Genomic DNA, 25902 nt, shown 5'->3' with positions numbered 1-25902 from the left:
CGGAGCTTTTCCGTCAGTCCGCCTGAAGTTCACACCGGCCGCATTCTCTGATCAGAATGCGGCCGGTTCTGTTTGTCGGCTGGACAGTGGCGGAGGTGAACGTTAAAAGCCGATGGATTTGTATTTACCTGCCTCGGGCAGCATCGAAGGGCATAGAATGAGCGGCGTGAACGATATCCGGTCGACCTTCCTCGACTATTTCAAGAAGAACGGCCACGAGATCGTTTCCTCGAGCCCGCTTGTGCCGCGCAACGACCCGACGCTGATGTTCACCAATGCCGGCATGGTGCAGTTCAAGAACGTCTTTACCGGGCTGGAAAAGCGTCCTTATTCCACAGCGACGACCTCGCAGAAATGCGTGCGCGCCGGCGGCAAGCATAACGACCTCGACAATGTCGGCTATACCGCGCGTCACCTGACCTTTTTCGAAATGCTCGGCAATTTCTCCTTTGGCGACTATTTCAAGGAGAATGCGATCGAGCTTGCCTGGAAGCTCGTGACGGAAGGTTTCGATCTGCCGAAACATCGCCTGCTGGTGACCGTCTATTCCGAAGACGAGGAAGCAGCGGCGCTGTGGAAGAAGATCGCCGGTTTCTCCGACGACAAGATCATCCGCATCCCGACCTCGGACAATTTCTGGCAGATGGGCGATACCGGCCCCTGCGGCCCCTGCTCTGAAATTTTCATCGACCAGGGTGAAAACGTCTGGGGCGGTCCTCCCGGTTCTCCTGAAGAGGATGGCGACCGGTTCCTGGAATTCTGGAACCTTGTTTTTATGCAGTTCGAGCAGACCGAGCCGGGCGTTCGCAACCCGCTGCCGCGTCCGTCGATCGATACCGGCATGGGTCTTGAGCGCATGGCCTGCATTCTCCAGGGCGTTCAAAGCGTCTTCGACACCGACCTGTTCCGCACGCTGATCGGCGCGATCGAAGACACGATGGGCGCCAAGGCTGAGGGAAGCGCCAGCCACCGCGTCATCGCCGACCATCTGCGCTCCTCGGCTTTCCTGATCGCCGACGGCGTTCTGCCGTCGAATGAAGGTCGCGGTTATGTGCTGCGCCGTATCATGCGCCGCGCCATGCGGCACGCTCAGCTTCTCGGCGCCAAGGAGCCGCTGATGTACAAGCTGCTGCCGACACTGGTGCAGGAGATGGGCCGCGCCTATCCGGAGCTCGTGCGCGCCGAAGCGCTGATCTCGGAGACGCTGAAGCTGGAGGAAGGCCGCTTCCGCAAGACGCTGGAGCGTGGCCTGTCGCTGCTGTCGGATGCGACGACGGACCTCGGCAAGGGCGACATGCTGGATGGCGAGACCGCTTTCAAGCTCTACGACACCTATGGTTTCCCGCTCGACCTGACGCAGGATGCCTTGCGCGCCCGCGAGATCGGCGTCGATATCTCCGGCTTCACCGACGCCATGCAACGCCAGAAGGCCGAAGCCCGCTCGCACTGGGCGGGTTCCGGCGAGAAGGCTACCGAAACTGTCTGGTTCGAGCTGAAGGAAAAGCATGGCGCAACCGAGTTCCTGGGTTACGACACCGAGGCCGCTGAAGGCGTGGTGCAGGCAATCGTTAGGGAAAGCGCAGTCGCTGACGAAGCCAAGGTCGGCGACAAGGTGCAGATCGTCGTCAACCAGACGCCGTTCTACGGCGAATCCGGCGGCCAGATGGGCGATACCGGCGTGATCTCCTCCGACCATGGCAAGATCGAAATATCGGACACGCAGAAGAAGGGCGAAGGCCTGTTCGTGCATTCCGGCACTGTGGTCGAAGGCGTGATCAAGGCCGGCGACGCTGTTGCGCTGACCGTCGATCACGCCCGCCGTTCGCGCCTGCGCGCCAACCACTCGGCAACCCATTTGCTGCATGAGGCGCTACGCGAAGTGCTTGGCACCCATGTGGCGCAGAAGGGTTCGCTGGTCGCGCCCGAGCGCCTGCGTTTCGACGTTTCTCACCCGAAGCCGATGTCGGCCGAGGAATTGAAGATCGTCGAGGACATGGCCAACGAGATCGTGCTGCAGAATTCGCCCGTCACCACGCGGCTGATGAGCGTCGACGATGCAATCGCGGAGGGCGCGATGGCGCTGTTCGGCGAGAAATACGGCGATGAGGTGCGTGTCGTTTCGATGGGCACCGGGCTGCATGGCGCAAAGAGCAACAGGCCTTACTCGGTCGAGCTTTGCGGCGGCACGCATGTGTCGGCCACCGGTCAGATCGGCCTCGTGCGCATCCTCGGCGAAAGCGCCGTCGGTGCAGGCGTTCGCCGTATCGAAGCGGTGACCGGCGAATCGGCGCGCGAATATCTCGCCGAACAGGACGAGCGCGTGAAGACGCTCGCTGCCTCGCTGAAGGTTCAGCCGGCGGAAGTTCTGTCGCGCGTCGAAGCACTCATGGACGAGCGCCGCAAGCTCGAGAAGGAATTGGCCGACGCCAAGCGCAAGCTCGCCATGGGCGGCGGGCAGGGTGGTTCTGCCGATGCCGTGCGCGAAGTCGCCGGCGTCAAGTTCCTCGGCAAGTCGATATCGGGCGTCGATCCCAAGGACCTCAAGGGCCTTGCCGATGACGGCAAGACCAGCATCGGTTCCGGCGTCGTCACGCTGATCGGCGTGTCCGATGACGGCAAGGCGAGCGCCGTCGTTGCAGTGACGCCGGATCTCGTCGAGCGCTACAGCGCTGTCGATCTCGTCCGCATCGCCTCGGCCGCCCTCGGCGGCAAGGGCGGCGGCGGCCGCCCCGATATGGCGCAGGCTGGCGGTCCCGATGGATCGAAGGCCGATGAGGCGATCGAGGCGGTGGCTGTAGCACTCGCCGGGTGAGCTGACGGTTTATTTCTGAGTTTCGAAAAGGCGTGAGTTCGGCTTCCGCCTTAACTTGTTGCTGGACGTTCCCCAAACCTCCCTCATTCCTGTGCTTGTCACAGGAATCCAGTGCGCCCAAGTCCTTGGGCGCGATAGACTCTTTCCCTTGAAGTGTTGATTCATTCACGGCGCGGACGCGCCGTGGCTGGATTCCTGTGACGAGCACAGGAATGAGGGAGGTGAGGTGGCGTAGTCGGCATGTAGCGACGTCTCTTCTACCGTGTAGCGTTGGGATCCGGAGCCAGCAACTCAGCAGGATTTGTCAAATCGAGATATGGTTCTCTCCAGCCGATCGATTTGCATGAGGTTCGATATGAATGGCGAAACGGCATGGGCGCTTTATGAAAACCGTCTGAGACGGGTTTCGGCCTATATTCACGACCACCTCGACGAGGAACTGGATATGGAGCGTCTGGCCGACATCGCCTGCATGTCGAGCTATCACTGGCACAGGATCTACCGGGCGATCTATGGCGAAACGCTGGCGGCGACCGTCAAGCGGCTGAGGCTGCATCGCGCGGCGGGCGACCTGGTCGGCACCGAACTTGCCGTCAGCGAGATTGCAAAGCGATCGGGCTATCCCAATCTCCAATCCTTCAATCGCATCTTCAAGTCGGTCTACGGCATGCCGCCGGCCCGCTACCGGAAAGAGGGAAGCCACACTGCGTTCCAACCCTCACCCAACGGAAAGACTAAAGCCATGTTCGACGTTACCATACGTGAGATCGCGCCGACCGAACTGATCGGCGTTGCCCATACCGGCTCCTACATGCAGATCGGCAAAGCCTTCGAGACATTGTTCGGCACGCTTTATGCGCGTGGCCTCGCCAGGCCCGACATGCGAATGATCGGCGTTTATCTCGACGATCCCGACATCGTGCCGGCCGAACAGCTGCGCTCGATCGCCTGCGTGACAGGCGGCTCCGGGGTTTCCGCCGAGCCGCCCTTCGAACGGCGCACGATCGAGGGCGGCGAATATGCCGTACTTCGGCACAAGGGTCCCTATGCCGATATGCACAAAGCCTATCAGTGGCTTTATGCGGAATGGTTGCCCAAATCAGGGCGGCAGCTGAAGGACAGCGTCATGTTCGAGGAGTATCTCAACAACCCGCGCGACGTGCCGCCGACCGAGCTGATGACGGATATTCACATGCCGCTCGCCTGAGAGCGCGGCAGAGCTTCGAAGGGTTGCAGCGCCTTTTCGCATCCCAAAAGATATGCGGCGCTGTAATCGCTACATCTGATGCGCTCAGGCCGCCTGCATCGTTTTGCCGGCCTCATCATCCAGCGCATTGGCGCGTTTGTAGGCCTCGCGTTCGCTGATGCGGCCGAAGTAATCGATGAAGGCCTGGCGTTTTTCGATGCTGCCGAAGCCGAGGCCCCAGCCGATATGGGCGCCGACATAGACGTCCGCGGCAGTGAAGCGTTCGCCGGTCACATATGTCGAGCCGGAGACGGCCATCTCGAGCGTGTTCATGACATCGCCAAAACCGCCGCAGCCGGCCATGCGCAGGCGTTCCGCAGGAATTTCAAAGCCGAGCGCCTTCATCGTCACCGCCGATTCCAGCGGGCCGGCGGCAAAGAACATCCAGCGGTAATAGGCAGCGCGTTCTTCCGGCTTCGGGGCCAGCGCCTTTTCCGGGAAGGTCTCGGCGAGATAAGCACAGATCGCCGCGCATTCGGTGACGATCGTGTTGCCGTGACGGATCGCCGGCACCTTGCCCATCGGATTGATCCTGAGATATTCCGGCGCCTTCATGGTTTCGCCGAAGGTCAGAAGTTCGGTGCGATAGGGCTGACCGATCTCTTCCAGCATCCAGCGCGCGATGCGGCCGCGCGACATCGGGTTCGTATAGAATACCAGTTCTTCGGTCATGACATCCTCCTCGTGTTCCCGTTATTCCCGGGCCTTGCCGTCGCCCGGAATCAATAGCGCGGCGCAGTCTTTGTGCAAGTCCCCGACGTCAAAGCGCCTTGCGGTACTGGATAAAGCCCGAGCGTTCGGCGATCTTGTCGTAGAGGCGCCGTGCCGTGGCATTGCTTTCATGGGTCATCCAGTAAAGCCTGCCCGCACCGTTTGCACGGGCCAGATCCGCGACGGCCTCGATCAGCGCGGCGCCGGTGCCGAGCCCGCGTTGGCTATCTGCGACATAGAGATCCTGCAGGTAACAAGTCCATTGCGGCAGCCAGCAGGAGCGGTGAAAGATCGCATGCACGATGCCGACGAGGCGGCCGTCGTCGTCGAAGGCGCCGAGCGCATGCATCGGTTCTTCAGGATCGCGGAAGCGGCCCCAGGTGAGGTCCGTCGTCTCGGAGGGGATGACCACTTCATAGAAACGCTGATAGGCCGCCCATAAGGGCTCCCAGGCGGCGCGGTCAGAAGGTTCGAGCGGACGCACGGTCGCCGTCATTTCCTGTTCTCCCAAAATGAAAACGGCGGGGAAATCCCCGCCGTTTCAATGCTATCCCGAAAGGGCCGGCTTACGCCATTGCCTTCTGCAGGTTCTGGTCGATCTTGTCGAGGAAGGCGGTGGTGGAGAGCCACGGCTGATCCGGGCCGATCAGCAGCGCCAGGTCCTTGGTCATGAAACCGGATTCGACGGTATCGACGCAGACCTTTTCCAGCGTGGAAGCGAACTTGGCGAGTTCGGCATTGTCGTCGAGCTTGGCGCGATGCGCGAGGCCGCGGGTCCAGGCGAAAATCGAAGCGATCGAGTTCGTCGAGGTTTCCTGGCCCTTCTGGTGCTGGCGGTAGTGGCGGGTCACCGTGCCGTGGGCGGCTTCGGCTTCGACCGTCTTGCCATCAGGCGTCAGAAGAACCGAGGTCATCAGGCCGAGCGAGCCGAAGCCCTGGGCGACCGTATCGGACTGGACGTCGCCGTCATAGTTCTTGCAGGCCCAGACGTAGCCGCCCGACCACTTGAGCGCCGAGGCGACCATGTCGTCGATCAGGCGATGTTCGTAGGTGATGCCGGCTTCCTTGAACTGATCCTTGAATTCGGTTTCGTAGACTTCTTCGAAGATGTCCTTGAAGCGGCCGTCATAGGCCTTGAGAATGGTGTTCTTGGTCGACAGGTAAACCGGCCACTTGCGCATCAGGCCGTACATCATCGAAGCGCGGGCGAACTCGCGGATCGATTCATCGAGGTTGTACATGGCCATGGCAACGCCGGCGCCCGGTGCGTTGAAGACTTCCTTCTCGATGACGGTGCCGTCTTCGCCGACAAACTTGATCGTCAGCTTGCCCTTGCCGGGGAATTTGAAGTCGGTGGCGCGATACTGGTCGCCGAAGGCATGACGGCCGACGACGATCGGCTGCGTCCAGCCCGGAACAAGGCGGGGAACGTTGCGGCAAATGATCGGCTCGCGGAAGATGACGCCGCCGAGGATGTTGCGGATTGTGCCGTTCGGGCTCTTCCACATTTCCTTGAGGTTGAATTCCTTGACGCGGGCTTCGTCAGGCGTGATCGTCGCGCACTTGATGCCGACGCCGTACTTCTTGATGGCGTTGGCGGCATCGACGGTCACCTGGTCGTTGGTGGCGTCGCGGTTCTCGACGGAGAGGTCGTAATAGTCGATATCGAGGTCGAGATACGGATGGATCAGCTTGTCCTTGATGAGCTGCCAGATGATGCGCGTCATTTCATCGCCGTCGAGATCGGCGACTGGATTGGCGACCTTGATCTTCTTCATGTATCTGCCTCGTAAGCTGGAAGGGATGGTTGTCCCGGCTGGGTGATGTGGTCCGGAGCGCTATAGCACTGTGTACCGGGAACGCAAAGCAGAACGGGCAGGGACATGACGTTTTTGCCGCCATTGCCAAGTGCTGGAAAAGGGATAGTCTCGCCGCCATCAGCCCCCTTGAGTCCCGGACATTTTGCCAATGAAGAAGATCGCCGTTCTGCTCGCCGGCCTCGTTGCCGCCCTGTCCGCTCTGCCAGGCCTTTCGCTTGCGGCCGATGCGACTGCGCCGGTCGAGGAGATCATGAGGGACACGCAGAAGAACTGGGCGGGAGACGACAGCGACTGGATAGACATTTTTGGCGAGGCGATGCTGAGCCGGCTCTACAGCCATGATTTTAGCGACAAATACAAGGCGGCGGTCCAGAACCCGGCGGCGGACGAGGACGGCATTTCGCCCTTTGACTACGACGTGATCGTCAACGGCCAGGATGCCTGCCCGCTGCAGAACCTTTCCATCGACAGTGGCCAGCCGGCGAACGGCGCCACCGAGGTGACAGTGAAATTCAAGGCCGCGACCTGCATGGAGGGAACGCCCGACAAGGATGCCATCACGACCGTGCGTTTCGACGTGATCGAGGAGGACGGTAAGACCGTCATCGACGACATCATGATCCAGGGCGAAGAGGGGAAGGGGCCGATCTCGCTCAAGGAAGCCATGGTGCAGATCGCCAAGGGCGAATGAGGCGGTCATCCAGTCAGGCTTTGCTACACTTGGCCGCGTTCAGATCCACTAGATACTTTTTTTCGTGTTGAGCGGGGACCTCTCCCGCCAAGTAGATCGGTGCGACACAATCAAATCCGCGGATCGGCTGCACCAATTACACTTGAACTTCAACCCTATGGCATTCCCACCCGGCGGCAGAGCCATCAAATCCAGTTCGTCATGGATGCCGCACGGATCACAGTAAAGATCATAGCGCAGGCCCATAGCTATTACGTCCGCCCATGTGGCGTTCGAGGCCCTAGACATCACTTTCCGCGCTCCTCATCTCTGCAGTCCACATCATGAACATAAAGGGAACATTACCATAATTCTATGGCTCCTCAAATCAAGCTCATTGCTCTCGCAAACCGTAGCCAGCAATGCCAAGGTGTGATTTGATTTTTGTTGTAGCGGCGGTATCTCGCTCTCGGGACGGCTGCCTCCGGCGCGCATGAGGACTGGCGAGGGTGATTTCCGGCTTTGAGTTTCGAGACTGGCTGCTGGCCAATGACCCGGCGCTTTCGCGCCTGCGCATGGGGTCGCGCGTCACGCTGTCGATCGTTCTGTCCTTCCTGATCCTTTATGCGATCAGCACGCTCATCGTACCGCTGCCGGTTGCTTCCTATGGCCTCGGCATCGTGCTGTCGATCGAAGGCGGGGTCGCGGTGCGCGACAAGGGCTCGACGCGCCAGCTCATCACCCGATTGCTCGGCTGTCTTGCGAGCATGGTCGTCGTCGGCCTTGCGGCGGCACTCGAGTCGCAGCGTATTGTTTCGGATGTCATTTTTCTCGTGGTGATCTTCCTCGCCTCGTCCGGCCGCGTTTACGGCCCCCGTGGCTTTGCAATCGGCATGTTTGCCTTCACTTCCTATTTCATGGGATCTTATTTTCATCCGAAGATGGCAGCGTTGCCGCTCGTGGTGGTCGGCCCGATCGTCTCGGCGCTCGTCAGCCATTGGGTGAGGGCGGTGCTCCTGCCCGATAACTGGCGGCGCGATCTGCTGCGGTCGCTGGAGAGCGTGCGGGGCCGCATCAACCAGATCCTCTTCAAGCTTGCTGCCCTTGCAGCGGATGGCAAGATCGAAGACACCGACCGGCAGGAACTGCGCCAGCTGGAGGAGCGGCTGAAGGAAGTGGTGCTGATGGCCGAAAGCTTCATCCCGCGCCCGCCGGGTGGCGTCTTCGACGGCGCCTCCGCACCGGCCGCGGAACTGGCGATCCGGCTGTTCGATGCGCATCTGGCGGCGGAGAGCGCGATCGTGCTGAGCTTCCAGAGCCCGCCCTCCTTTGCGCTCGTCCACGCCGTCATCGAGGAGGACAAGGCGGTGCTTTCGGAGGAGGAGAAGACCGTTGACGATAAAAAGGGGCAGCCGCAGGGTGAAACGGTGCGCGCACTTCTCTGGCTTGCCGCCGCACGCCGGCAACTGATGAAAACGATCGATGCCGGCCGCAGCTCGAACTTCGCGGAGATCGCCGCAGTCGACGAGATCAGCACGGCAGCACCAATCGATTTTTCATTGAAAAATCCGCTTATCCGCTCGGCCCTTCAGATCACCTTGGCAGCGGCAATCGCCATGACGCTCGGCCTGGCGCTTTCCCGCGAGCGCTGGTTCTGGGCGGTGCTAGCGTCCTTCCTCGTCTTCACCAACACCAATTCGCGCGGCGACACGGCCATCAAGGCGCTGCAGCGGTCGATAGGCACGTTGTTCGGCATCGCTTTCGGCCTGGTGCTGGCGACGCTGCTTGCGGGACATCCGGCGATTGCCATTGCCGTTTCGGTCGTCTGCATCTTTCTTGCCTTCTTTTTCCTGCAGATTTCCTATGCGACGATGACATTCTTCATCTCGATCGTTCTCTGTCTCGTCTATGGCATGATGGGCGTACTGACCTTCGACCTCTTGAAGCTGCGTCTCGAAGAGACCGTCATCGGCGCGGTCGCGGGAACACTGGTGGCTTTCCTTGTGCTGCCGGCGCGTACCCGCGGCGCGCTCGATACGGCGATCGCCAAATGGTTCGATGCCTTGAGGGAGCTGCTGTCGGCCGTATCGGAGAAGAAGAGCCAGCCGGAGCTCATCGTCATCTCGCAGAAGGTCGATGCCTGTTACCGCGACATTACGCTCGCCGCGCGCCCGCTCGGCTCCACTTGGTCCATTGTCACCAGGCCGGGACAAATCCGCCGGACATTGGCAATTTTTCTCTCGGCGACCTATTGGTCGCGCATCCTGGCGCGGAACCATGTCGCTGATGCCGTCGATGACGATCTGAAGCGGCGGATCGCTGCCGATATCGGCACGCTGGAGAGGGTTGCCATCCGCGGCTCGGAATGTTTCCTCATCACCCGCAAGCAGATGAGGCCGGCGAGCCGCCACCTACCGCTCTGGCGAGAGGGGGCGCGGCTCGCCGTCGAAATGATCGGCTCGACGCTGGAGCGGCTCTATCCCGCGGAGACGCAGGACTTGCCGTTTGCGGCTGGCAAAGCTATTGCGCCCCTGAATCAAGAATAATGGGCACTCAGGAATAGGAAGCACGATAGGCACCATGGCCGGCACCAACAGCGAGCGTCAACTTCTGGCCGAAGGGCCGGTTATCATTCTGGTCGAGCCGCAGATGGGCGAGAATATCGGCATGGTGGCGCGCGCCATGGCGAATTTCGGGCTTGTCGATCTTCGCCTCGTCAATCCGCGCGACGGCTGGCCGAATGAGAAGGCGCAGGCCGCGGCCTCCAAGGCCGATCACGTCATCGAGGGCACCAAGGTCTTCGCCACACTGGAAGAGGCGATTGCCGATCTCAACTTCGTCTACGCGACGACGGCGCGCAGCCGCGACAATTACAAGCCGGTGCGTGCGCCGGTCTTTGCCGCCACAAATCTGCGCAGCCGATTTCGGGCAGGCGAGGCGACCGGCATCCTCTTCGGCCGCGAGCGCTGGGGCCTGACGAACGAGGAAGTGGCGCTGGCCGACGAGATCGTCACCTTCCCGGTCAATCCGGCTTTTGCCTCGCTCAATATCGCCCAGGCTGTGCTGCTGATGTCCTATGAATGGATGAAATCGGGCATGGAGGATCTGGAAGCCGTGCCGTTCCAGGCGCTCGAGCAGCGGCCCTCCACCAAGGAGCAGCTTTTCGGTCTGTTCGACCAGCTGGAAGAGGCGCTCGATTCACGCAACTATTTCCATCCGCCCTCGAAAAAGCCGAAAATGGTCGACAACCTGCGCGCAGTCCTCTCCCGCCGGGCATTCACGGAACAGGAAATCAGCGTGCTGCGCGGCGTCATCTCCTCCCTCGACCGCTTTTCGCGCAACAGTCCGCGCAAAGGCGGCTCCACCAGATCCGGCAAGAAAGCGCTCGCCGATGACAGCGCCGACGAATGAGCTGAAACCCGTCCTTGTCTTCGATTCAGGGATCGGCGGACTGACGGTGCTGCGCGAAGCGCGCGTGCTGATGCCCGAACGCGGCTTCATCTATATCGCCGACGATGCCGGCTTTCCCTATGGCGGCTGGGAAGAGCAGGCGCTGAAAGAGCGGATTATCGGGCTCTTCGGCACGCTGCTCGAAGAGCATGATCCCGAGGTCTGCATCATTGCATGCAATACCGCCTTCACGCTGGTCGGCGCCGATCTGCGCGCCGCCTTTCCCCAGATGACCTTCGTCGGCACGGTGCCGGCGATCAAGCCTGCCGCGGAGCGGACGCGTTCGGGCCTCGTCTCGGTGCTCGCAACGCCGGGCACGGTGAAGCGGGCCTATACGCGCGACCTCATCCAGTCCTTCGCGCAGCAATGCCATGTGCGGCTGGTCGGCTCGGAGAACCTCGCGCGCATGGCCGAGGCCTATATTCGCGGCGATGCTGTTTCCGATGAGGCGGTTACGAGCGAAATCGAACAATGTTTCGTCGAGAAGGACGGCCGCAAAACCGATATCGTCGTGCTCGCCTGCACGCATTATCCCTTCATGGCCAACATGTTCCGGAGGCTCGCGCCCTGGCCGGTGGACTGGCTGGATCCGGCGGAGGCCATTGCCCGGCGCGCCCGCACGCTGGTGCCTGAGGTCGCGGATGCCGTTCACCCCGACAATTTCGACTTTGCCGTCTTCACATCGGGCAATCCCGATTTCGCCACCCGGCGGCTGATGCAGGGCTTCGGGCTGAAAGCGTAATGCCGGGAATTGTCCTGTGGGTTGGCAAAATCCACTCCTGAAAATCAGCAGATTCTTTGATAGACGGGGCGTTGCCGTTTCGGAAGAATGGCGCTTCGTTCATGTGAGTCTCTTCGTCGCGAGGATCAGTATTGCAAGTTGGCATCGATATGGGATTGGCGTCCGGCGCTCCGGCGACACTCGATATCGAGGAGTTGCTGGCGACGCGTCTGCTCGTGCAGGGCAACTCAGGATCGGGCAAGTCGCATCTGTTGCGCCGCCTGCTGGAGCAGTCCGCGCAATGGGTGCAGCAGGTCATCATCGATCCCGAAGGTGATTTCGTCACGCTGTCCGATCGTTTCGGCCATGTGGTCGTGGATGGCGAGCGCACAGAGGCCGAGCTTGCCGGCATTGCCAACCGCATCCGTCAGCACCGCGTTTCCTGCGTTCTAACGCTGGAAGGGCTCGATATCGAGCAGCAGATGCGGGCGGCGGCGGCCTTCCTGAACGGCATGTTCGATGCCGATCGCGAATATTGGTATCCGGTTCTGGTTGTCGTCGACGAAGCGCAGATGTTTGCGCCTTCGATTGGCGGCGACGTCTCGGAAGATGCGCGCAAGATGTCGCTCGGGGCGATGACCAACTTGATGTGCCGCGGCCGCAAGCGCGGGCTTGCCGGCGTGATTGCCACGCAGCGGCTTGCCAAGCTCGCCAAGAACGTCGCTGCCGAGGCCTCGAATTTCCTGATGGGCCGTACCTTCCTCGATATCGACATGGCGCGCGCCGCCGACCTGCTCGGCATGGACCGGCGCCAGGCCGAAATGTTCCGTGACCTGAAACGCGGCAATTTCGTCGCCCTCGGGCCGGCATTGTCCCGTCGGCCATTGCCGATCCAGATCGGCGCGGTCGAGACCTCGGCGCGCTCCTCCAGCCCGAAGCTCATGCCGCTGCCGGATGCGCCGCAGGATGTGGAGGATCTGATCTTCACGCCCGATCCGGAGGAATTCCAGCGTCCGCTCGTGCGCCGCGCGCCGCCGGCGCCGCGGCCGACGACCGATATTCTGGCGGAGCTCTCGCGCTCGACGCCGGCGGCATCTCCAGCGCCGGTCGAGGCGAGGGCGAGCCAGCCGGAGATTTCAGCCGAGGAACGGGAAGAGCGGCTTGCCGGCGTGCTTGCCGAAATACTCGACGATCCCACGTCCGCCTTCCGCACCGATTCCGTGCTCTATCAAGACTTCCTCGTGCGGCTGCGCATGCGCCGCGTGCCGGGGCCGCCGATCGCGCTGCCGGATTTCCGCCGGCGCGTGGCGATCTCCCGCTCGGGCGTCGATGCGGCGACCGCCGCGACCGATGCGTGGACAACGGCGCTGTCGCTGTCGGCAAGTGTGACCGACGATCTTCAGGGCGTCTTCCTGATGCTCGCCAAAGCCGCCGTCTGTGGTGAGCCTTGCCCATCGGACGCCCGCATCGCCCGTGCCTACGGCACCCATTCGGCGCGCCGCGCCCGCCGCCTGCTCGGTTATTTCGAGGAGCAGGGGATTGTCGTCGTGCACACGGATTTTTCCGGCAAGCGCATCGTGGCTTTCCCGGACATGAATTGCCAGACCGCGCCGGGTGACGCCAATGCGCCCGATACAGGCGATCAGCCGCTGGCTGCGGAATAGTGGCGCTTTCGGGCTTTGGCGCAGTTGACATTTTCATGACGGGCCTCTAAAGACCGCGCCAAGCACCGGGCAGCAATGTCCGGTGTTTCATTTGACATGTCCCGTGGATCGTTTCTGTTCGCTAACCGAAACATCCTGTCAGGTCTCCCAAAGAGGTCAGAGGAGGGCGTGTTTCCTTCGCGCGGTTTGGCAACAAATCGCCTTAAACATTTGAAAGGAAATGCGATGAGCAAGCGCGAATCGTCCAAGTACAAAATTGACCGCCGTATGGGCGAAAACATCTGGGGCCGTCCGAAGTCCCCGGTGAACCGCCGCGAATACGGCCCGGGCCAGCACGGCCAGCGCCGCAAGGGCAAGCTTTCGGACTTCGGTGTGCAGCTGCGCGCCAAGCAGAAGCTCAAGGGCTACTACGGTGACCTGCGCGAAAAGCAGTTCCGCGCGATCTTCGCCGAAGCCGACCGCCGCAAGGGCGACACCTCGGAAAACCTCATCGGTCTTCTGGAATCCCGCCTCGACGCGATCGTCTACCGCGCCAAGTTCGTTCCGACGGTCTTTGCTGCCCGTCAGTTCGTCAACCATGGCCACGTGACCGTCAACGGCGTGCGCGTCAACATCGGCTCCTACCGCTGCAAGGCTGGCGACGTCATCGAAGTTCGCGAGAAGTCGAAGCAGCTGGTGACCGTCCTGGAAGCCGTCAGCCTCGCCGAGCGCGACGTTCCGGATTATATCGAAGTCGATCACAACAAGATGGTTGCCACCTTCGGCCGCGTCCCGACGCTCAGCGACGTTCCCTTCCCGGTCGTCATGGAACCGCATCTGGTCGTCGAATTCTATTCGCGTTAAGAAAAACCAGGCGTTTTCGCTTATGGAAAAGCCGCTCTTTCGGGCGGCTTTTTTGTTATCCGGAGAGAAGCGATGGCGGATTTGCAGGCGACCCTCGACAGCATCTACACCGATATTTTGCCGCGCATCGGCGAGGGCAAGGTCGCCGATTATATTCCCGAGCTTGCCAAGGTCGATCCGCGGCAGTTCGGGATGGCGATCGTCACCGTCGACGGCAAGGTCTATCGCGTCGGCGATGCCGATATTTCCTTCTCGATCCAGAGCATCTCCAAGGTCTTCATGCTGACGCTGGCGCTCGGCAAGGTCGGCGAGAGCCTGTGGAAGCGCGTCGGGCGCGAACCTTCCGGGTCGGCCTTCAACTCGATCGTCCAGCTCGAGCATGAGAGCGGAATCCCGCGCAATCCCTTCATCAATGCTGGTGCGATCGCCGTCACCGACGTCGTCATGGCCGGTCACGCGCCGCGCGAGGCGATCGGCGAGTTGCTGCGCTTCGTGCGGTATCTGGCCGATGACGAATCGATCACCATCGACGACAAGGTGGCGCGCTCGGAGACGCAGACCGGCTACCGCAATGCCGCGCTCGCCAACTTCATGCGCGCCTACCGCAATCTCGACCATCCCGTCGATCATGTGCTCGGTGTCTATTTCCACCAATGCGCGCTGTCGATGAGCTGCGAGCAGCTGGCCTGCGCCGGGCTGTTTCTGGCAGCGCGCGGCAGCAATCCGATGACCGGCCATTCCGTGGTGTCGCCGAAGCGGGCGCGGCGCATCAATGCGCTGATGCTGACCTGCGGCCATTACGACGGTTCGGGCGATTTCGCCTATCACGTCGGCCTTCCCGGCAAGAGCGGCGTCGGCGGCGGCATCTTCGCCGTGGCGCCTGGTATCGCCTCGATCGCGGTCTGGTCGCCGGGGCTGAACAAGGTCGGCAATTCGCAGCTCGGCGCCGTGGCACTGGAAATGCTTGCCGCGCGCACCGGCTGGTCGGTTTTCGGCGATTGAGGCTGTGTGGGCGAAGGTCTTTCTGCTAAGGCAAGATGAAGCTTCGATGGGACCAAGCAATGAATATCGCAGCCAACATTGATGACCTGGAAACCGGCGAGGCCGACAGCGCTATCGGCCATGCGCTGTTTGCCGATGCGCCGCGCTCGGTTTCTTTCAACAAGCTGCGCAAGCGGCTGCTGAGACAGGTGCGCCAGGCCTTCGATGATTTCGGCATGCTGAAGGGGCAGAAGCGCTGGCTGGTCGGCCTTTCCGGGGGCAAGGATTCCTACGGATTGCTGGCGCTGCTGCTCGATCTGCAATGGCGCGGGCTGTTGCCGGTGGAGCTCATCGCCTGCAATCTCGATCAGGGCCAGCCGAACTTTCCCAAGCATGTGCTGCCGGATTATCTGACGAGGATCGGCGTGCGGCATCGGATCGAATATCGCGATACCTACTCCATCGTGAAGGAGAAGGTCCCGGAGGGCGCGACCTATTGCTCGCTCTGTTCACGGCTGCGCCGCGGCAATCTCTACCGCATTGCGCGGGAGGAGGGCTGTGATGCGCTGGTTCTCGGCCACCACCGCGAGGACATTCTCGAAACCTTCTTCATGAACTTCTTCCACGGCGGACGCCTCGCCTCGATGCCGGCGAAGCTTCTGAACGACGAAGGCGACCTGATGCTGCTGCGGCCGCTCGCCTATGCCGCCGAGGATGACCTCGCCAAATTCGCCGCCGCCATGCAATTCCCGATCATCCCCTGCGATCTCTGCGGCTCTCAGGATGGGCTGCAGCGCAATGCGATGAAAGACATGCTCGCCGATATCGAGCGGCGCATGCCAGGCCGCAAGGACACGATGCTGCGCGCGCTTTCGCATGTGAACCCGTCGCATCTGCTCGATCCGAAACTCTTCGACTTTTCCAGCCTAGGTGTCACCGATCCTTCATGAAGGGCCGGCTATGCAGGTTGTTCATTGCATGAAGGACAGATTTCGCATGACTATTTCTGATAGGGACATTCTCTTTCTCGGCGAGTGCGTGAAGGAGGCGGCGCGCGCGGAGATCATGCCGCGTTTCCGCAATCTCGGCACTGCCGACGTTTCGGAAAAGACCTCGGCAATCGACCTCGTGACGCAGGCGGATCTGCTCGCCGAACACCGGATTACCGCGGCGCTGAAAGAGCGCTTTCCCTCAGCCCTCATCGTCGGTGAGGAAGCTTATGACGCCGACCGGTCCGTCGTGCCGGCGCTTGCCGACGCCGAACTTGCCTTTGTCATCGATCCTGTCGATGGCACCTTCAATTTCGCCGCCGGGTTTCCCGTCTTCGGGACGATCCTCGCCGTCACCGTCAAGGGCGAAACCGTCGCCGGCATCATCCATGATCCCGTGCTCGGAGACACCGTCACGGCAATTAAGGGAGCGGGCGCCTTCCTGACGCGGCAGGATGGGCAATCGAGCAAGCTTGCTGTGGCCGAGCCTGCCGCCTTGAACCAGATGGTCGGCGGCATCTCGTGGGGCCATATGGAGGACCCGGATCGCTCGCGCATTTCAGCCAACATGGCGAAGATCAAAATGACCTTCGCTTTCAATTGCTCGGCCTACGAATATTGGATGGTCGCCTCGGGCAAGCTGCATTTCATCGGCCATGCGAAGCTGATGCCCTGGGATCATCTGGCCGGCGTGCTCGCGCATCAGGAGGCGGGCGGTCATACGGCCAAGTTCGACGGCACGCCCTATCGTCCGGGCGAAACGACTGGCGGCATCATTTCCGCGCCCGACAGGGAAAGCTGGCAGCTTATCCAGCGCGAGATCGTCGGCATCTGATTTGAGGCCTTTCCGGAAAGGCCGAACCGAAAGGATTTGGACATGACTGCGACTGTCGACGTGACCGCTCTTGCCGATCTCTTGCGCCGAGCGGCGCAGGCGGAGATCCTGCCGCGCTTTCGCCGGCTCGGCGGTGAGGATGTGCGGGCCAAGAGCGAAGCGACCGATCTCGTCACCGAGGCGGACGAACAGGCCGAGCGCATGATCAAGGCGGAAGCCGCGCAGCTCTGGCCGCAAGCGCTGTTCCTTGGCGAAGAGTCGGTCGCGGCCGAACCGGCTCTGCTCACCGGGCTCGCGGATGTCGATCTTGCAATTGTTGTCGACCCTGTCGATGGTACATTCAATTTCGCTTCGGGCATTCCCGCCTTCGGCGTCATGGCCTCCGTCGTTTCCGGCGGCGAGACCATCGCCGGGATCATCTACGATCCGATGGGCGACGATTGGGTGATGGCGGAGAAGGGCGGCGGTGCTTGGCTGCGGCGCCCGGATGGCGAAGCGCAGCGGCTGCAGACGGCCGAACCGGTCGCGCTCGACCAAATGGTCGGCATGGCCTCGACCGGATATCTGCCGCAGGAGAAGCGCGCCGAGATACTCGGCAATCTCGCCAAGGTGCGCTTCCTCACCAACTACCGCTGCGCGGCCCATGAATACCGCACCTTTGCCGGCGGGCATGTGCATTACCTGATGTACAACAAGCTGATGCCCTGGGATCATCTGGCCGGCACCTTGATCTCGCAGGAGGCCGGCGCCCATGCGGCGCGGCTCGACGGATCGCCCTACCTGCCGCATCACCTCGACGGCGGGCTGCTGGTTGCGCCCGACAAGGCTTCGTGGGAACTGCTGCGGCGTGAGGTGTTTACGGTCTGACAAACCGACCCTTGCAAGGGCCGGTGGGGGCAGCCGAATTTGCGGCGGGCTCACGCACGCTCATGCGCAGGGCTTTTCCATCAAGAAGTTTTCCAAGCTTTGGCCGCGCTTCTCGACGATTTGCCTGGCGACCATCCGGAAGCCCTTACGCTCGAAGAATGGCCGGGCGGTTCTGCTGGCTTCCGTATAAATTCGGCTGTACCCCAACCTGAGAGCCTCTTCCTCAACCCTGCGCAACAGGCGGGTTGCCACTCCAACTCCCTGAAATTCGGGGTGAACGAACATCATATCCAGGCATCCATCGCCGGTCAGATCGGAAAATCCTACCGGTTTTCCGCCGATTTCCGCGATCCAGCCAGGCCTGCTCATCCTCCGTTCCGCCCATAGGCTGCGGTCTTCCACCTTTGCCCAGGCATCGATCTGAGCGGCGGAATAGTCTTTCGAGGAGACTTCCCGGATCGAGCGCAGGAAAATCTCGATCGTCGCGTCCACGTCGTGTGGCACGTAGGGCCGGATCAGAATTCGCTCGTCCATCGAGATATCCTGGATTGATCCGCGCCTCCTGGCTCAGAAGTGAGCAGCGCCCGGATCGAGCTGGGGGCTATCTCCCGGATGCGTGAAGAGCTTGCCGTTTTCCGCCCAGAGGGTGGCGGCGATCGTCACCAGGCCAAACAGCGCGAAGCCGCCGAAGAGAGGCTGCACGGTGCCATTGAACATCTGGCCGACCAGGCCGCCGAGGATGGCGCCGAAGGTGGTCGAGACGAAGCCGGTGACGGCGGTCGCCGTGCCGGCGAGATTGCCCATCGGCTCGAGGCTGATGGCGGTGAAATTGGTGGCGATCACGGCAAACATCATCAGCACGATGGTGAAAATGCCGTAGGCGACGGCGAAATCGGGCTTGCCTGCCAGCGAATAGAAGAAGCCGGCGGCCGAGAGCGCCGTGAAGATCAGCAAAGCCGCGTGTGAGATGCGCCGCATGCCGAATGTGCGCACGAAGAAGCCGTTGGCGAAATTGGCGACCGCTATGCCGCCGGCGGTGGCCGCAAAAGCGATCGGCAGCCAGTCGCCGAGGCCGTAGACCTCACCGAAAACCTGCTGCACCGAAATGACATAGGCGCTGATGACGCCGGTGAACATGGTGAGGCCGATCATGTAGCCGCAGGTGATGCGGTTGGTGAGTACGGTCTTGAAACCATCCGCGACGGAACCGACCGACAGCGGCAGGCGCTCTTCCGGCGGCAGCGATTCCTTCAGGCGCAAAAGCGCCCAGACGAATAGGACGGAGGCAACGATGCCGAGCAGGATGAAGATCCAATGCCAGTTGGCGTACATGATGATCAGTTGGCCGACGGAGGGAGCAACGATCGGCACGATCATGAAGACGATCATGACATAGGACATGACGCGGGCCATCTCGCGGCCGCCGAAGCAGTCGCGCACGATGGCCATGGTGGTGATGCGCACCGCCGCACCGCCCACGCCCTGGATGAAGCGCATGACCAGCAGCATTTCGAAGCTGCCGGTTGCCGCGGCGGCAAACATGGCGAAGAGGTAGCAGACAAGGCCGCCAAGCAGGATGTTGCGGCGGCCGAACGTATCCGAAAGACTGCCGAAGAATATCTGCGAGACGCCGAAGCCGAGGAAGAAGACGCCAATGATGAGCTGCGCATCGTTGGTATTGGTGACGCCGAGGGAATGGCCGATATTCGGCAATGCCGGCAGCATGCTATCGATCGCCATGGCGATGCTGGCGGTCATGATGGCAATGGTGACGACGAATTCGCCGAAACCCATGCCGATGCGGCGGGAACCTTGGTTTTCCTGATGGGGTTTATGCGGCGGCGTCATGTGGAGATATCCCAAATGCGAATGGCCCGGTCGTTCAGACGGCCGGGTTCTGCTGGTGGAAGAGGCGGCCTTTCTCGGCGATCAGCACAAAGACCAGCCCGACGACCGACACGGCAAAGTAACCGGCGACCATCGGCAAGGCAGTGCCGTCGAAGGCCTGGCCGATGCCGGCGCCGATAAGGGCGCCGCCGACCGTGCTCATGAAACCGAGGACGGAGGAGGCGGTGCCGGCGACGTGGCCGAGAGGCTCCATGGCGAGCGAATTGAAATTCGAGCCGATCCAGCCGAACTGGAACATGGCCAGGCCGAAGAAAGTGATGAACAGCGCGAAAGGCATCGGCTCCGAACTCGCCATCTGGACGATCAGCCAGATGGTGTTGATGGCGATGAAGCCGAGGAGCGAGCCGTGCGACAGCCGGCGCATGCCGATCTTGCCGACGAAACGCGAATTGAAGAAGGACGACAGCGACATGAAGATCGCGACGCCGGCGAAGGCGACAGGGAAATAGACGCCGAGACCGTAGATGCCGACATAGATCTGCTGGGCGGAATTGATGAAGCCGAACAGCGCCCCGAAGATGAAAGTGCTGGCGATGGTGTAGCAGAGCGCCACCCGATTGGTCAGCACCAGCTTGAAGGCGCCGAAGATCGAACGGGCGGTGAAAGGCCTGACATTAGCCGGATGCAGGGTTTCCGGCAGGCGCAGATAGGCCCAGACGGCGATCGCAGTCGCCATGGTGGCGATGAAGAGGAAGATCAGGTGCCAGTTGCCGAAGAACATCACCACCTGGCCGGCGCCCGGCGCAATCACCGGCACGATCATGAAGACCATCATGATCAGCGACATGACCTCCGCCATCTGGCGGCCGCCATAGATATCGCGAACGATGGAGATGGTGATGACGCGGGTGGCAGCCGAACCGACGCCCTGGATGAAGCGTAGCACGAGCAGTCCGGCGAAGGAGGGAACGAAGACGCTGCCGATGGCGGAAAGGATATAGATAGCGAGGCCGATCAACAGCGGCAGGCGGCGGCCGAAACGATCCGAAAGCGGGCCGTAGAAAAGCTGGGCGCAGCCGAAGCCGAGCAGATAGGAAGAGATGACGAACTGGCGGTGATTCTCGCTTTCGACGCTGAGGCTGGCGCCGATCTGTTGCAGGGCCGGGAGCATGATGTCGATCGCGAGCGAGTTGATAGCCATCAGGAAGGCTGCAAGCGCGATGAACTCACGCTTGCCCATGGGCAGGCGGCCCGCGGACACGGCTTGTGATGAATCTGTCACAATGAAATTCCCATAAACAGGCCAAGGCGCTGCTCAGCGCAGCGCCTCGGACTCGAGAAACAGATTTGGAAACCGGACGGACGCCCGGTGACCGGTCAGGCGGCGCCGCGAACGGTGACGCCGTTTTCCTGGAGGTGCTGCTGCAGCTCACCGGCCTGGAACATCTCCCGGACGATGTCACAGCCGCCGATGAACTCGCCCTTTACGTAAAGCTGGGGGATCGTCGGCCAGTTGGAATAATCCTTGATGCCCTGGCGGATTTCCGAATCGGCAAGCACATTGATGCCCTTGTAGTCGACGCCGATGTAATCGAGAATCTGCACGACCTGCCCGGAGAAACCGCACTGCGGAAACTGCGGCGTGCCCTTCATAAAGAGGACGACGTCGTTGCTCTTGATTTCGTTGTCGATGAATTCGTGAATGCCGCTCATGGGATCTGATCCTTTCAACAGGCGAGTTAAAGGCCCGCCGTTTCAATCGTTTCCCTTAGATAGCATGCGACGGCAGGAATTCCAGCCGCCCGAACCAAAAAAAGACCAATCTGGTCAGACCACTTTGGGATTGTTGCCGTCGCGTTACGGTGGGGAGCGCGGCGAGATTCGCGCGGTCTCAACTGCGGCGCTGACGGCTGCGTCCGGCGGATGTGCGGCGCCTGCTCACCTGTTTGCGGGCGGGTTTGCGTTTGGCCGTGGTCGTCTTGCGCGCTGCGGTGGTCGCGGCGGGGCGTGTTTTCCGTCTGCCGCGCTTCGTCGTGGTGCGGCCGGTGGTTTTCTTGAGGATTTCCTTCAAGACGCTGTCTACGACGCCTGAAATCAATTCTTTGACGAGATCGGCCACAAAACCCTCCGTTCGTGATGGAAACGACATCGCTGCTATTGAATTCCTGATGACTTCGGTTAGCAAGGCGGCTTCGAGACCATCCCTGCTTTTTCGCCGATATCGGCCGCTAAGCAGCCGGATCGCAACAACATGCCAGGCAGCCGCCCGGCCGAAAGAGCGGAATGAAATTCATCGAGAAGCGCGTCGTCCTGCATTTTCCAGGCTTCGAGCCGCTTGACGGCCTTGCCCACAGGGCGCGCTACGAACGCTCTGCCAGGCAGAGCTCCGCGGTCTGGGGCTACTCGATCAAGACGGGAACGCCGGATGACGGCAGCGATCCCCTCAGTTTCGAGGTCACGACGAGCGAAGCGGCACCTGGGAACGCCGACGAGGGGGCAACGGCCGATTCTGCCGGCTGGCAGACGAAGAGCCGGATCCACATGGTCGAGCACGATGCGCTCGTGCGCCGGCTGCGCAGCGGCAATACGCTCAGTCAGATTCTTGCGGGCTTCCGAAGCTTCGCCCAGATCATCCTCGAAGGCGGCATGCGGGGATATTTCCGTCATGCCTGGCGCTTCGGATTGTTCTTTCTCTTCCCCTTCCTGCTGACGGCGCTCGCGCTCGCGCTGACGGTGCAGATCGCTATCCTTCCAAACGAGGTCGGCTTTTCGGCTTGGCACATGCTCTGGAGTGCGCCGCTGGCGCTCTGTTTCTTCATCTTCGCCTTCCTGCCGTTTTCCGAACGTTTCCATACGTTGCATCTCTTCGCCGATTGGGAAATGGCAGTGGCGCTCGGCCGTATGGACCGGGCCGATTTCAACGAATGGCTGGAGAACCGGGCCGATTCCGTGCGCAAGGCGCTCATGGAAGAGGCGGATGAATATGTGATCTCGTCGCACAGCATGGGATCGAGCGTCGCTGCCCATGTGATCGGCATTCTGCTCGAAAGGGAGCCGGAGATATTCAAGGGCAAGCGCGTGGTGTTCGCGACGCTCGGCAGCGCTATCCTGCAATGCGCGCTCTTATCGTCGGCGACGCTGCTTCGCGCCCGCGTCGGGCTGATTGCCCGCTGTCGCGAGATTTCCTGGCTCGACGTGCAGTGCCTGACGGATTCGATCAATTTCTATAAGGTGCCGGTCGTCGCCGTCTGCGGCCATGGCGATGCGCCGCCGGCGAAGATCCTTCGTATCCGCGTCAAGCAGATGCTGACGGGCGAGCATTACCGCAAGATCCGCAAGGACCAGCTGCGGGTGCACCGGCAATATGTGCTCGGGCCCGATCTCCAGGCACCATTCGATTTTACGCTGATGACATCAGGACCGATGCCGGCCTCGGTTTTTGCTGATCCGGACGAAAAGAGAATGCCTGGCTGAGGGTTGTGCTTTCCGAATAGCAAGATGCTGTTAGGCACGCCGAGCCCATTAGATAAGAGCAGTTCTCAGTGAAGTGCTCGATTTAGGGTAGGCCGCTACCCCGCACTCCTCATTCCTTTGCTCGTCACAGGAATCCAGTACGCCCAAGTCCTTGGGCGCGAAAGACTTTTTCCTTCGAAACAGGTGAGTCATTCACCGCGCAGACGCGCGGTAGCTGGATGCCTGTGACAAGCAGAGGAATGAGGGAGGTTGGAATTGAGCGAACTGTTAAAGCTGGACTTCTTTGGCGATCACCGCGCGTCCACGAAAAACAAAGGGCCCGGCAGGAAAAGTCCTCCTGCTGGTCGGTTCATCGCAAACTTTGAACCGACCAGGGGCAGCCGGTCAATCCGGTGCCGAGGTCTGCAATGCGAGCGCGTGCAGGACGCCGCCCATGTTGCCCTTCAACGCCTCGTAGACCATCTGGTGCTGCTGCACGCGGCTCTTGCCGCGGAAAGCTTCGGCGACGACTTCGGCGGCGTAGTGATCGCCATCGCCCGCCAGATCGCGGATCGTCACCTTGGCACCGGGAATCCCAGCCTTGATCATATCTTCGATATCGCCGGGTTTCATGGCCATGATCGTTACTCCTTGCGCATCATTCCGCAGCCAGTTCGCCGCGGCCTTCCATGTAATCAGGGAACCACGATTCATGGGCATCGCGCAATTGCTGAATCGGCAGCGAGATGAGATCGCCGACGGTGAGCGCCGTGCCCCCGACGGTGCCGAGGCGGCGGAAGGGAACGCCGGCGCCTTCCGCATTCGAGCAGACGAAATTCGCCACATCGGCCGGCACCGTCAGCACGTAGCGGGCCTGGTCCTCGCCGAAGAGCAGCGCATGCGGGGCGCCCTTGCTTTCACCGAGATCGATGGTCAGGCCCTTGTCCGATGCCATGGCCATCTCCGCGAGCGCGACGGCAAGGCCGCCGGAGGAAATGTCGTGGCAGGCGGTCGCCTGGCCGTTGCGGATGACGGAGCGCACGAAATCACCATTGCGGCGCTCGGCGAACAGATCCACTTCAGGCGCCGGGCCTTCGCGGCTGGAGAGCACGTCTCTGAGGTAGACCGACTGGCCGAGATGGCTGCCGTCGACGCCGATCATGATCACCTTGTCGCCGTCATTGGCGGCCCCGATGCGGGCCATCTTGCGCCAATCCGGCAGCAGGCCGACACCTGCGATCGTCGGGGTCGGCAGGATGGCGACGCCGTTGGTTTCGTTGTAAAGCGAGACGTTGCCCGACACGATCGGGAAGTCGAGCGCGCGGCAGGCTTCGCCGATGCCCTTCACCGCCTGAACGAACTGGCCCATGATCTCTGGCTTTTCCGGATTGCCGAAATTGAGATTGTCGGTGGCGGCGAGCGGCTCGGCGCCGGTCGCGGTGATGTTGCGCCAGCATTCGGCGACCGCCTGCTTGCCGCCTTCGAAGGGATCGGCCTCGACATAACGCGGCGTGACGTCGGAGGAGAAGGCGAGCGCCTTGCTCGGATGGCCGTCGACACGCACGACGCCGGCGTCGCCGCCCGGAAGCTGCAGCGAATTGCCCTGGATCAGCGTATCATACTGCTCGTAGACCCAGCGGCGGCTCGACTGGTTGGCGGAGCCGACCAGCTGAAGCAGCGCCTGGCCGTAATTTTCGGGTGCTGCGACGAGATTGGCGGGCAGGGGCGCCTGCTTGCCGGATTCGCGCCAGGGGCGGTCATATTCCGGCGCCTGATCGCCGAGATCCTTGATCGGCAGGTTGGCGACTTCCTCGCCCTGGTGCATGACGCGGAAACGCAGATCGTCTGTCGTCTTGCCGACGATGGCGAAATCGAGGCCCCACTTGACGAAGATTGCCTTGGCTTGCTCTTCCTTCTCCGGCTGCAGCACCATGAGCATGCGCTCCTGGCTTTCCGACAGCATCATCTCATAGGCCGTCATCCGCTCTTCGCGCACCGGCACCTTGTCGAGCTCGAGCAGGATGCCGAGATCACCCTTGGCGCCCATTTCGACGGCCGAGCAGGTGAGGCCGGCCGCACCCATGTCCTGGATGGCAATAACGGCGCCAGTCTGCATGAGCTCGAGGCAGGCTTCCAGCAGGCACTTTTCGGTGAAGGGGTCGCCGACCTGCACGGTCGGGCGCTTCTCCTCGATCGATTCGTCGAATTCTGCCGACGCCATGGTGGCGCCGCCGACCCCGTCGCGGCCGGTCTTGGCGCCGAGATAGACGACCGGAAGGCCGACACCCTTGGCTTCGGACAGGAAGATGGCGTTGGATCTCGCGATACCGGCGGCAAAAGCGTTGACCAGGATGTTGCCGTTGTAGCGGGCATCGAACTCGACTTCACCGCCGACCGTCGGCACGCCGAAGGAATTGCCGTAGCCGCCGACGCCGGAGACGACGCCGGAGACGAGATGGCGGGTCTTCGGATGATCCGGCTCGCCGAAGCGCAGCGCGTTCATCGCGGCGATCGGGCGCGCGCCCATGGTGAAGACGTCACGAAGGATGCCGCCGACGCCGGTCGCAGCCCCCTGGTAGGGTTCGATGTAGGAGGGGTGGTTGTGGCTCTCCATCTTGAAGACGACGCAGTCGCCGTCATCGATATCGACCACGCCGGCATTCTCGCCCGGACCCTGAATGACGCGCGGCCCTTTGGTCGGCAGCGTGCGCAGCCACTTCTTCGAGGATTTGTAGGAGCAGTGCTCGTTCCACATGGCCGAGAAGATGCCGAGCTCGGTGAAGGTGGGTTCGCGGCCGATCAGATCCAGAATGCGCTGGTACTCGTCCGGCTTCAGGCCGTGGCTTGCGATGAGTTCCGGCGTGATCGGGATGGTGTTTGGAATGGTCATGAGCGGAAAGTCCCTGGCGCGTTTTGCGCTGTCTTTAGCTTATGTAGCGGCGCCGCGCGACAGGAAAATGCCCGCCGTCAACACAGTGAACTGACTCTCGAA

23 protein-coding genes and 1 pseudogene are annotated in these 25902 nt (G+C 61.6%); 13 read left to right on the top strand and 11 right to left on the bottom strand.

Annotation, left to right across the window (positions count from 1 at the left end; genetic code table 11):
• Window positions 1-157 precede the first annotated feature (157 nt).
• Complete coding sequence (alaS, locus tag ATY77_RS26815) at window positions 158-2812, top strand: alanine--tRNA ligase (protein WP_088689550.1); 2655 nt, start codon at window positions 158-160, stop codon at window positions 2810-2812.
• Window positions 2813-2882: 70 nt separating this feature from the next.
• On the opposite strand, the pseudogene ATY77_RS33320 reads toward alaS, so the two are convergent.
• Window positions 2883-3032, bottom strand: a pseudogene (locus ATY77_RS33320) (tRNA lysidine(34) synthetase TilS); the annotation flags it as partial.
• A 135-nt stretch (window positions 3033-3167) separates the two neighbouring features.
• Here ATY77_RS33320 and ATY77_RS26810 point away from each other — a divergent pair.
• Entirely contained in the window at window positions 3168-4019 is an 852-nt protein-coding gene (locus ATY77_RS26810) for an AraC family transcriptional regulator (protein WP_088689671.1), read from the top strand.
• Between the two features lie 84 nt (window positions 4020-4103).
• Here the strand turns inward: ATY77_RS26810 and ATY77_RS26805 are convergent, their stop codons facing one another.
• The 3 genes from ATY77_RS26805 to ATY77_RS26795 all read right to left on the bottom strand — a co-directional run bounded on the left by ATY77_RS26805 (window position 4104) and on the right by ATY77_RS26795 (window position 6547).
• Window positions 4104-4730, bottom strand: coding sequence for a glutathione S-transferase family protein (locus ATY77_RS26805; protein WP_088689549.1), 627 nt, complete (start codon window positions 4728-4730; stop codon window positions 4104-4106).
• An 88-nt stretch (window positions 4731-4818) separates the two neighbouring features.
• Complete coding sequence (locus ATY77_RS26800) at window positions 4819-5265, bottom strand: GNAT family N-acetyltransferase (protein ID WP_088689548.1); 447 nt, start codon at window positions 5263-5265, stop codon at window positions 4819-4821.
• A 70-nt stretch (window positions 5266-5335) separates the two neighbouring features.
• The gene (locus tag ATY77_RS26795) at window positions 5336-6547 is read right to left on the bottom strand and encodes an NADP-dependent isocitrate dehydrogenase (RefSeq protein WP_020921416.1); all 1212 of its coding nucleotides are present in this window, start codon (window positions 6545-6547) and stop codon (window positions 5336-5338) included.
• A gap of 190 nt (window positions 6548-6737) precedes the next feature.
• Between ATY77_RS26795 and ATY77_RS26790 the strand changes: the two genes are divergently transcribed.
• From ATY77_RS26790 to ATY77_RS26745, 10 genes are all read left to right on the top strand, one after another.
• The gene (locus ATY77_RS26790) at window positions 6738-7280 is read left to right on the top strand and encodes a hypothetical protein (protein WP_088689547.1); all 543 of its coding nucleotides are present in this window, start codon (window positions 6738-6740) and stop codon (window positions 7278-7280) included.
• Window positions 7281-7768: 488 nt separating this feature from the next.
• Complete coding sequence (locus ATY77_RS26785) at window positions 7769-9805, top strand: FUSC family protein (RefSeq protein WP_088689546.1); 2037 nt, start codon at window positions 7769-7771, stop codon at window positions 9803-9805.
• A gap of 34 nt (window positions 9806-9839) precedes the next feature.
• Window positions 9840-10670 (top strand): RNA methyltransferase, encoded by an 831-nt coding sequence (locus ATY77_RS26780; protein WP_088689545.1) that lies wholly within the window; start codon window positions 9840-9842, stop codon window positions 10668-10670.
• Window positions 10651-11451, top strand: coding sequence for a glutamate racemase (gene murI / locus ATY77_RS26775; RefSeq protein ID WP_088674232.1), 801 nt, complete (start codon window positions 10651-10653; stop codon window positions 11449-11451). The genes ATY77_RS26780 and murI overlap by 20 nt, the downstream gene beginning before the upstream one ends.
• Before the next feature lie 131 nt (window positions 11452-11582).
• Window positions 11583-13094 (top strand): ATP-binding protein, encoded by a 1512-nt coding sequence (locus tag ATY77_RS26770; protein ID WP_088689544.1) that lies wholly within the window; start codon window positions 11583-11585, stop codon window positions 13092-13094.
• Window positions 13095-13319: 225 nt separating this feature from the next.
• Window positions 13320-13937: a 30S ribosomal protein S4 gene (rpsD, locus tag ATY77_RS26765; protein ID WP_004676212.1), complete on the top strand. Its 618-nt coding sequence runs from the start codon at window positions 13320-13322 to the stop codon at window positions 13935-13937.
• 72 nt (window positions 13938-14009) lie between these two features.
• A complete protein-coding gene (locus ATY77_RS26760; protein ID WP_088689543.1) occupies window positions 14010-14939 on the top strand; it encodes a glutaminase in 930 nt (309 codons plus the stop codon).
• A 59-nt stretch (window positions 14940-14998) separates the two neighbouring features.
• Window positions 14999-15868 (top strand): tRNA 2-thiocytidine(32) synthetase TtcA, encoded by an 870-nt coding sequence (gene ttcA / locus ATY77_RS26755; protein ID WP_088689542.1) that lies wholly within the window; start codon window positions 14999-15001, stop codon window positions 15866-15868.
• Between the two features lie 46 nt (window positions 15869-15914).
• Window positions 15915-16742, top strand: coding sequence for an inositol monophosphatase family protein (locus ATY77_RS26750; protein ID WP_088689670.1), 828 nt, complete (start codon window positions 15915-15917; stop codon window positions 16740-16742).
• Window positions 16743-16784: 42 nt separating this feature from the next.
• Window positions 16785-17609 (top strand): inositol monophosphatase family protein, encoded by an 825-nt coding sequence (locus ATY77_RS26745; protein WP_088689541.1) that lies wholly within the window; start codon window positions 16785-16787, stop codon window positions 17607-17609.
• A 60-nt stretch (window positions 17610-17669) separates the two neighbouring features.
• Here ATY77_RS26745 and ATY77_RS26740 read toward each other — a convergent pair whose 3' ends face one another.
• The 5 genes from ATY77_RS26740 to ATY77_RS26720 all read right to left on the bottom strand — a co-directional run bounded on the left by ATY77_RS26740 (window position 17670) and on the right by ATY77_RS26720 (window position 21576).
• Entirely contained in the window at window positions 17670-18143 is a 474-nt protein-coding gene (locus tag ATY77_RS26740) for a GNAT family N-acetyltransferase (protein ID WP_088689540.1), read from the bottom strand.
• A gap of 33 nt (window positions 18144-18176) precedes the next feature.
• Window positions 18177-19457, bottom strand: a complete 1281-nt coding sequence (locus ATY77_RS26735) for a multidrug effflux MFS transporter (protein ID WP_088689539.1) — start codon at window positions 19455-19457, stop codon at window positions 18177-18179.
• A gap of 34 nt (window positions 19458-19491) precedes the next feature.
• Window positions 19492-20697 (bottom strand): multidrug effflux MFS transporter, encoded by a 1206-nt coding sequence (locus ATY77_RS26730; RefSeq protein WP_088689538.1) that lies wholly within the window; start codon window positions 20695-20697, stop codon window positions 19492-19494.
• 137 nt (window positions 20698-20834) lie between these two features.
• Window positions 20835-21170 carry a Grx4 family monothiol glutaredoxin gene (gene grxD, locus ATY77_RS26725; RefSeq protein WP_009994514.1) on the bottom strand — a complete coding sequence of 112 codons (336 nt, stop codon included), beginning with the start codon at window positions 21168-21170 and terminating at the stop codon, window positions 20835-20837.
• A 178-nt stretch (window positions 21171-21348) separates the two neighbouring features.
• Complete coding sequence (locus tag ATY77_RS26720; protein WP_088674243.1) at window positions 21349-21576, bottom strand: hypothetical protein; 228 nt, start codon at window positions 21574-21576, stop codon at window positions 21349-21351.
• Between the two features lie 164 nt (window positions 21577-21740).
• Between ATY77_RS26720 and ATY77_RS26715 the strand changes: the two genes are divergently transcribed.
• Window positions 21741-22931, top strand: a complete 1191-nt coding sequence (locus tag ATY77_RS26715; protein WP_088689537.1) for a hypothetical protein — start codon at window positions 21741-21743, stop codon at window positions 22929-22931.
• A 384-nt stretch (window positions 22932-23315) separates the two neighbouring features.
• Here the strand turns inward: ATY77_RS26715 and ATY77_RS26710 are convergent, their stop codons facing one another.
• Entirely contained in the window at window positions 23316-23549 is a 234-nt protein-coding gene (locus ATY77_RS26710) for a BolA family transcriptional regulator (protein ID WP_004676237.1), read from the bottom strand.
• A 19-nt stretch (window positions 23550-23568) separates the two neighbouring features.
• Entirely contained in the window at window positions 23569-25800 is a 2232-nt protein-coding gene (purL, locus tag ATY77_RS26705; RefSeq protein ID WP_088689536.1) for a phosphoribosylformylglycinamidine synthase subunit PurL, read from the bottom strand.
• Between the last annotated feature and the right edge of the window lie 102 nt (window positions 25801-25902).

The organism is Rhizobium sp. R634 (assembly GCF_002211305.1).
Classification (GTDB): domain Bacteria; phylum Pseudomonadota; class Alphaproteobacteria; order Rhizobiales; family Rhizobiaceae; genus Rhizobium.
This window is presented reverse-complemented; position numbering and strand designations above follow the sequence as displayed.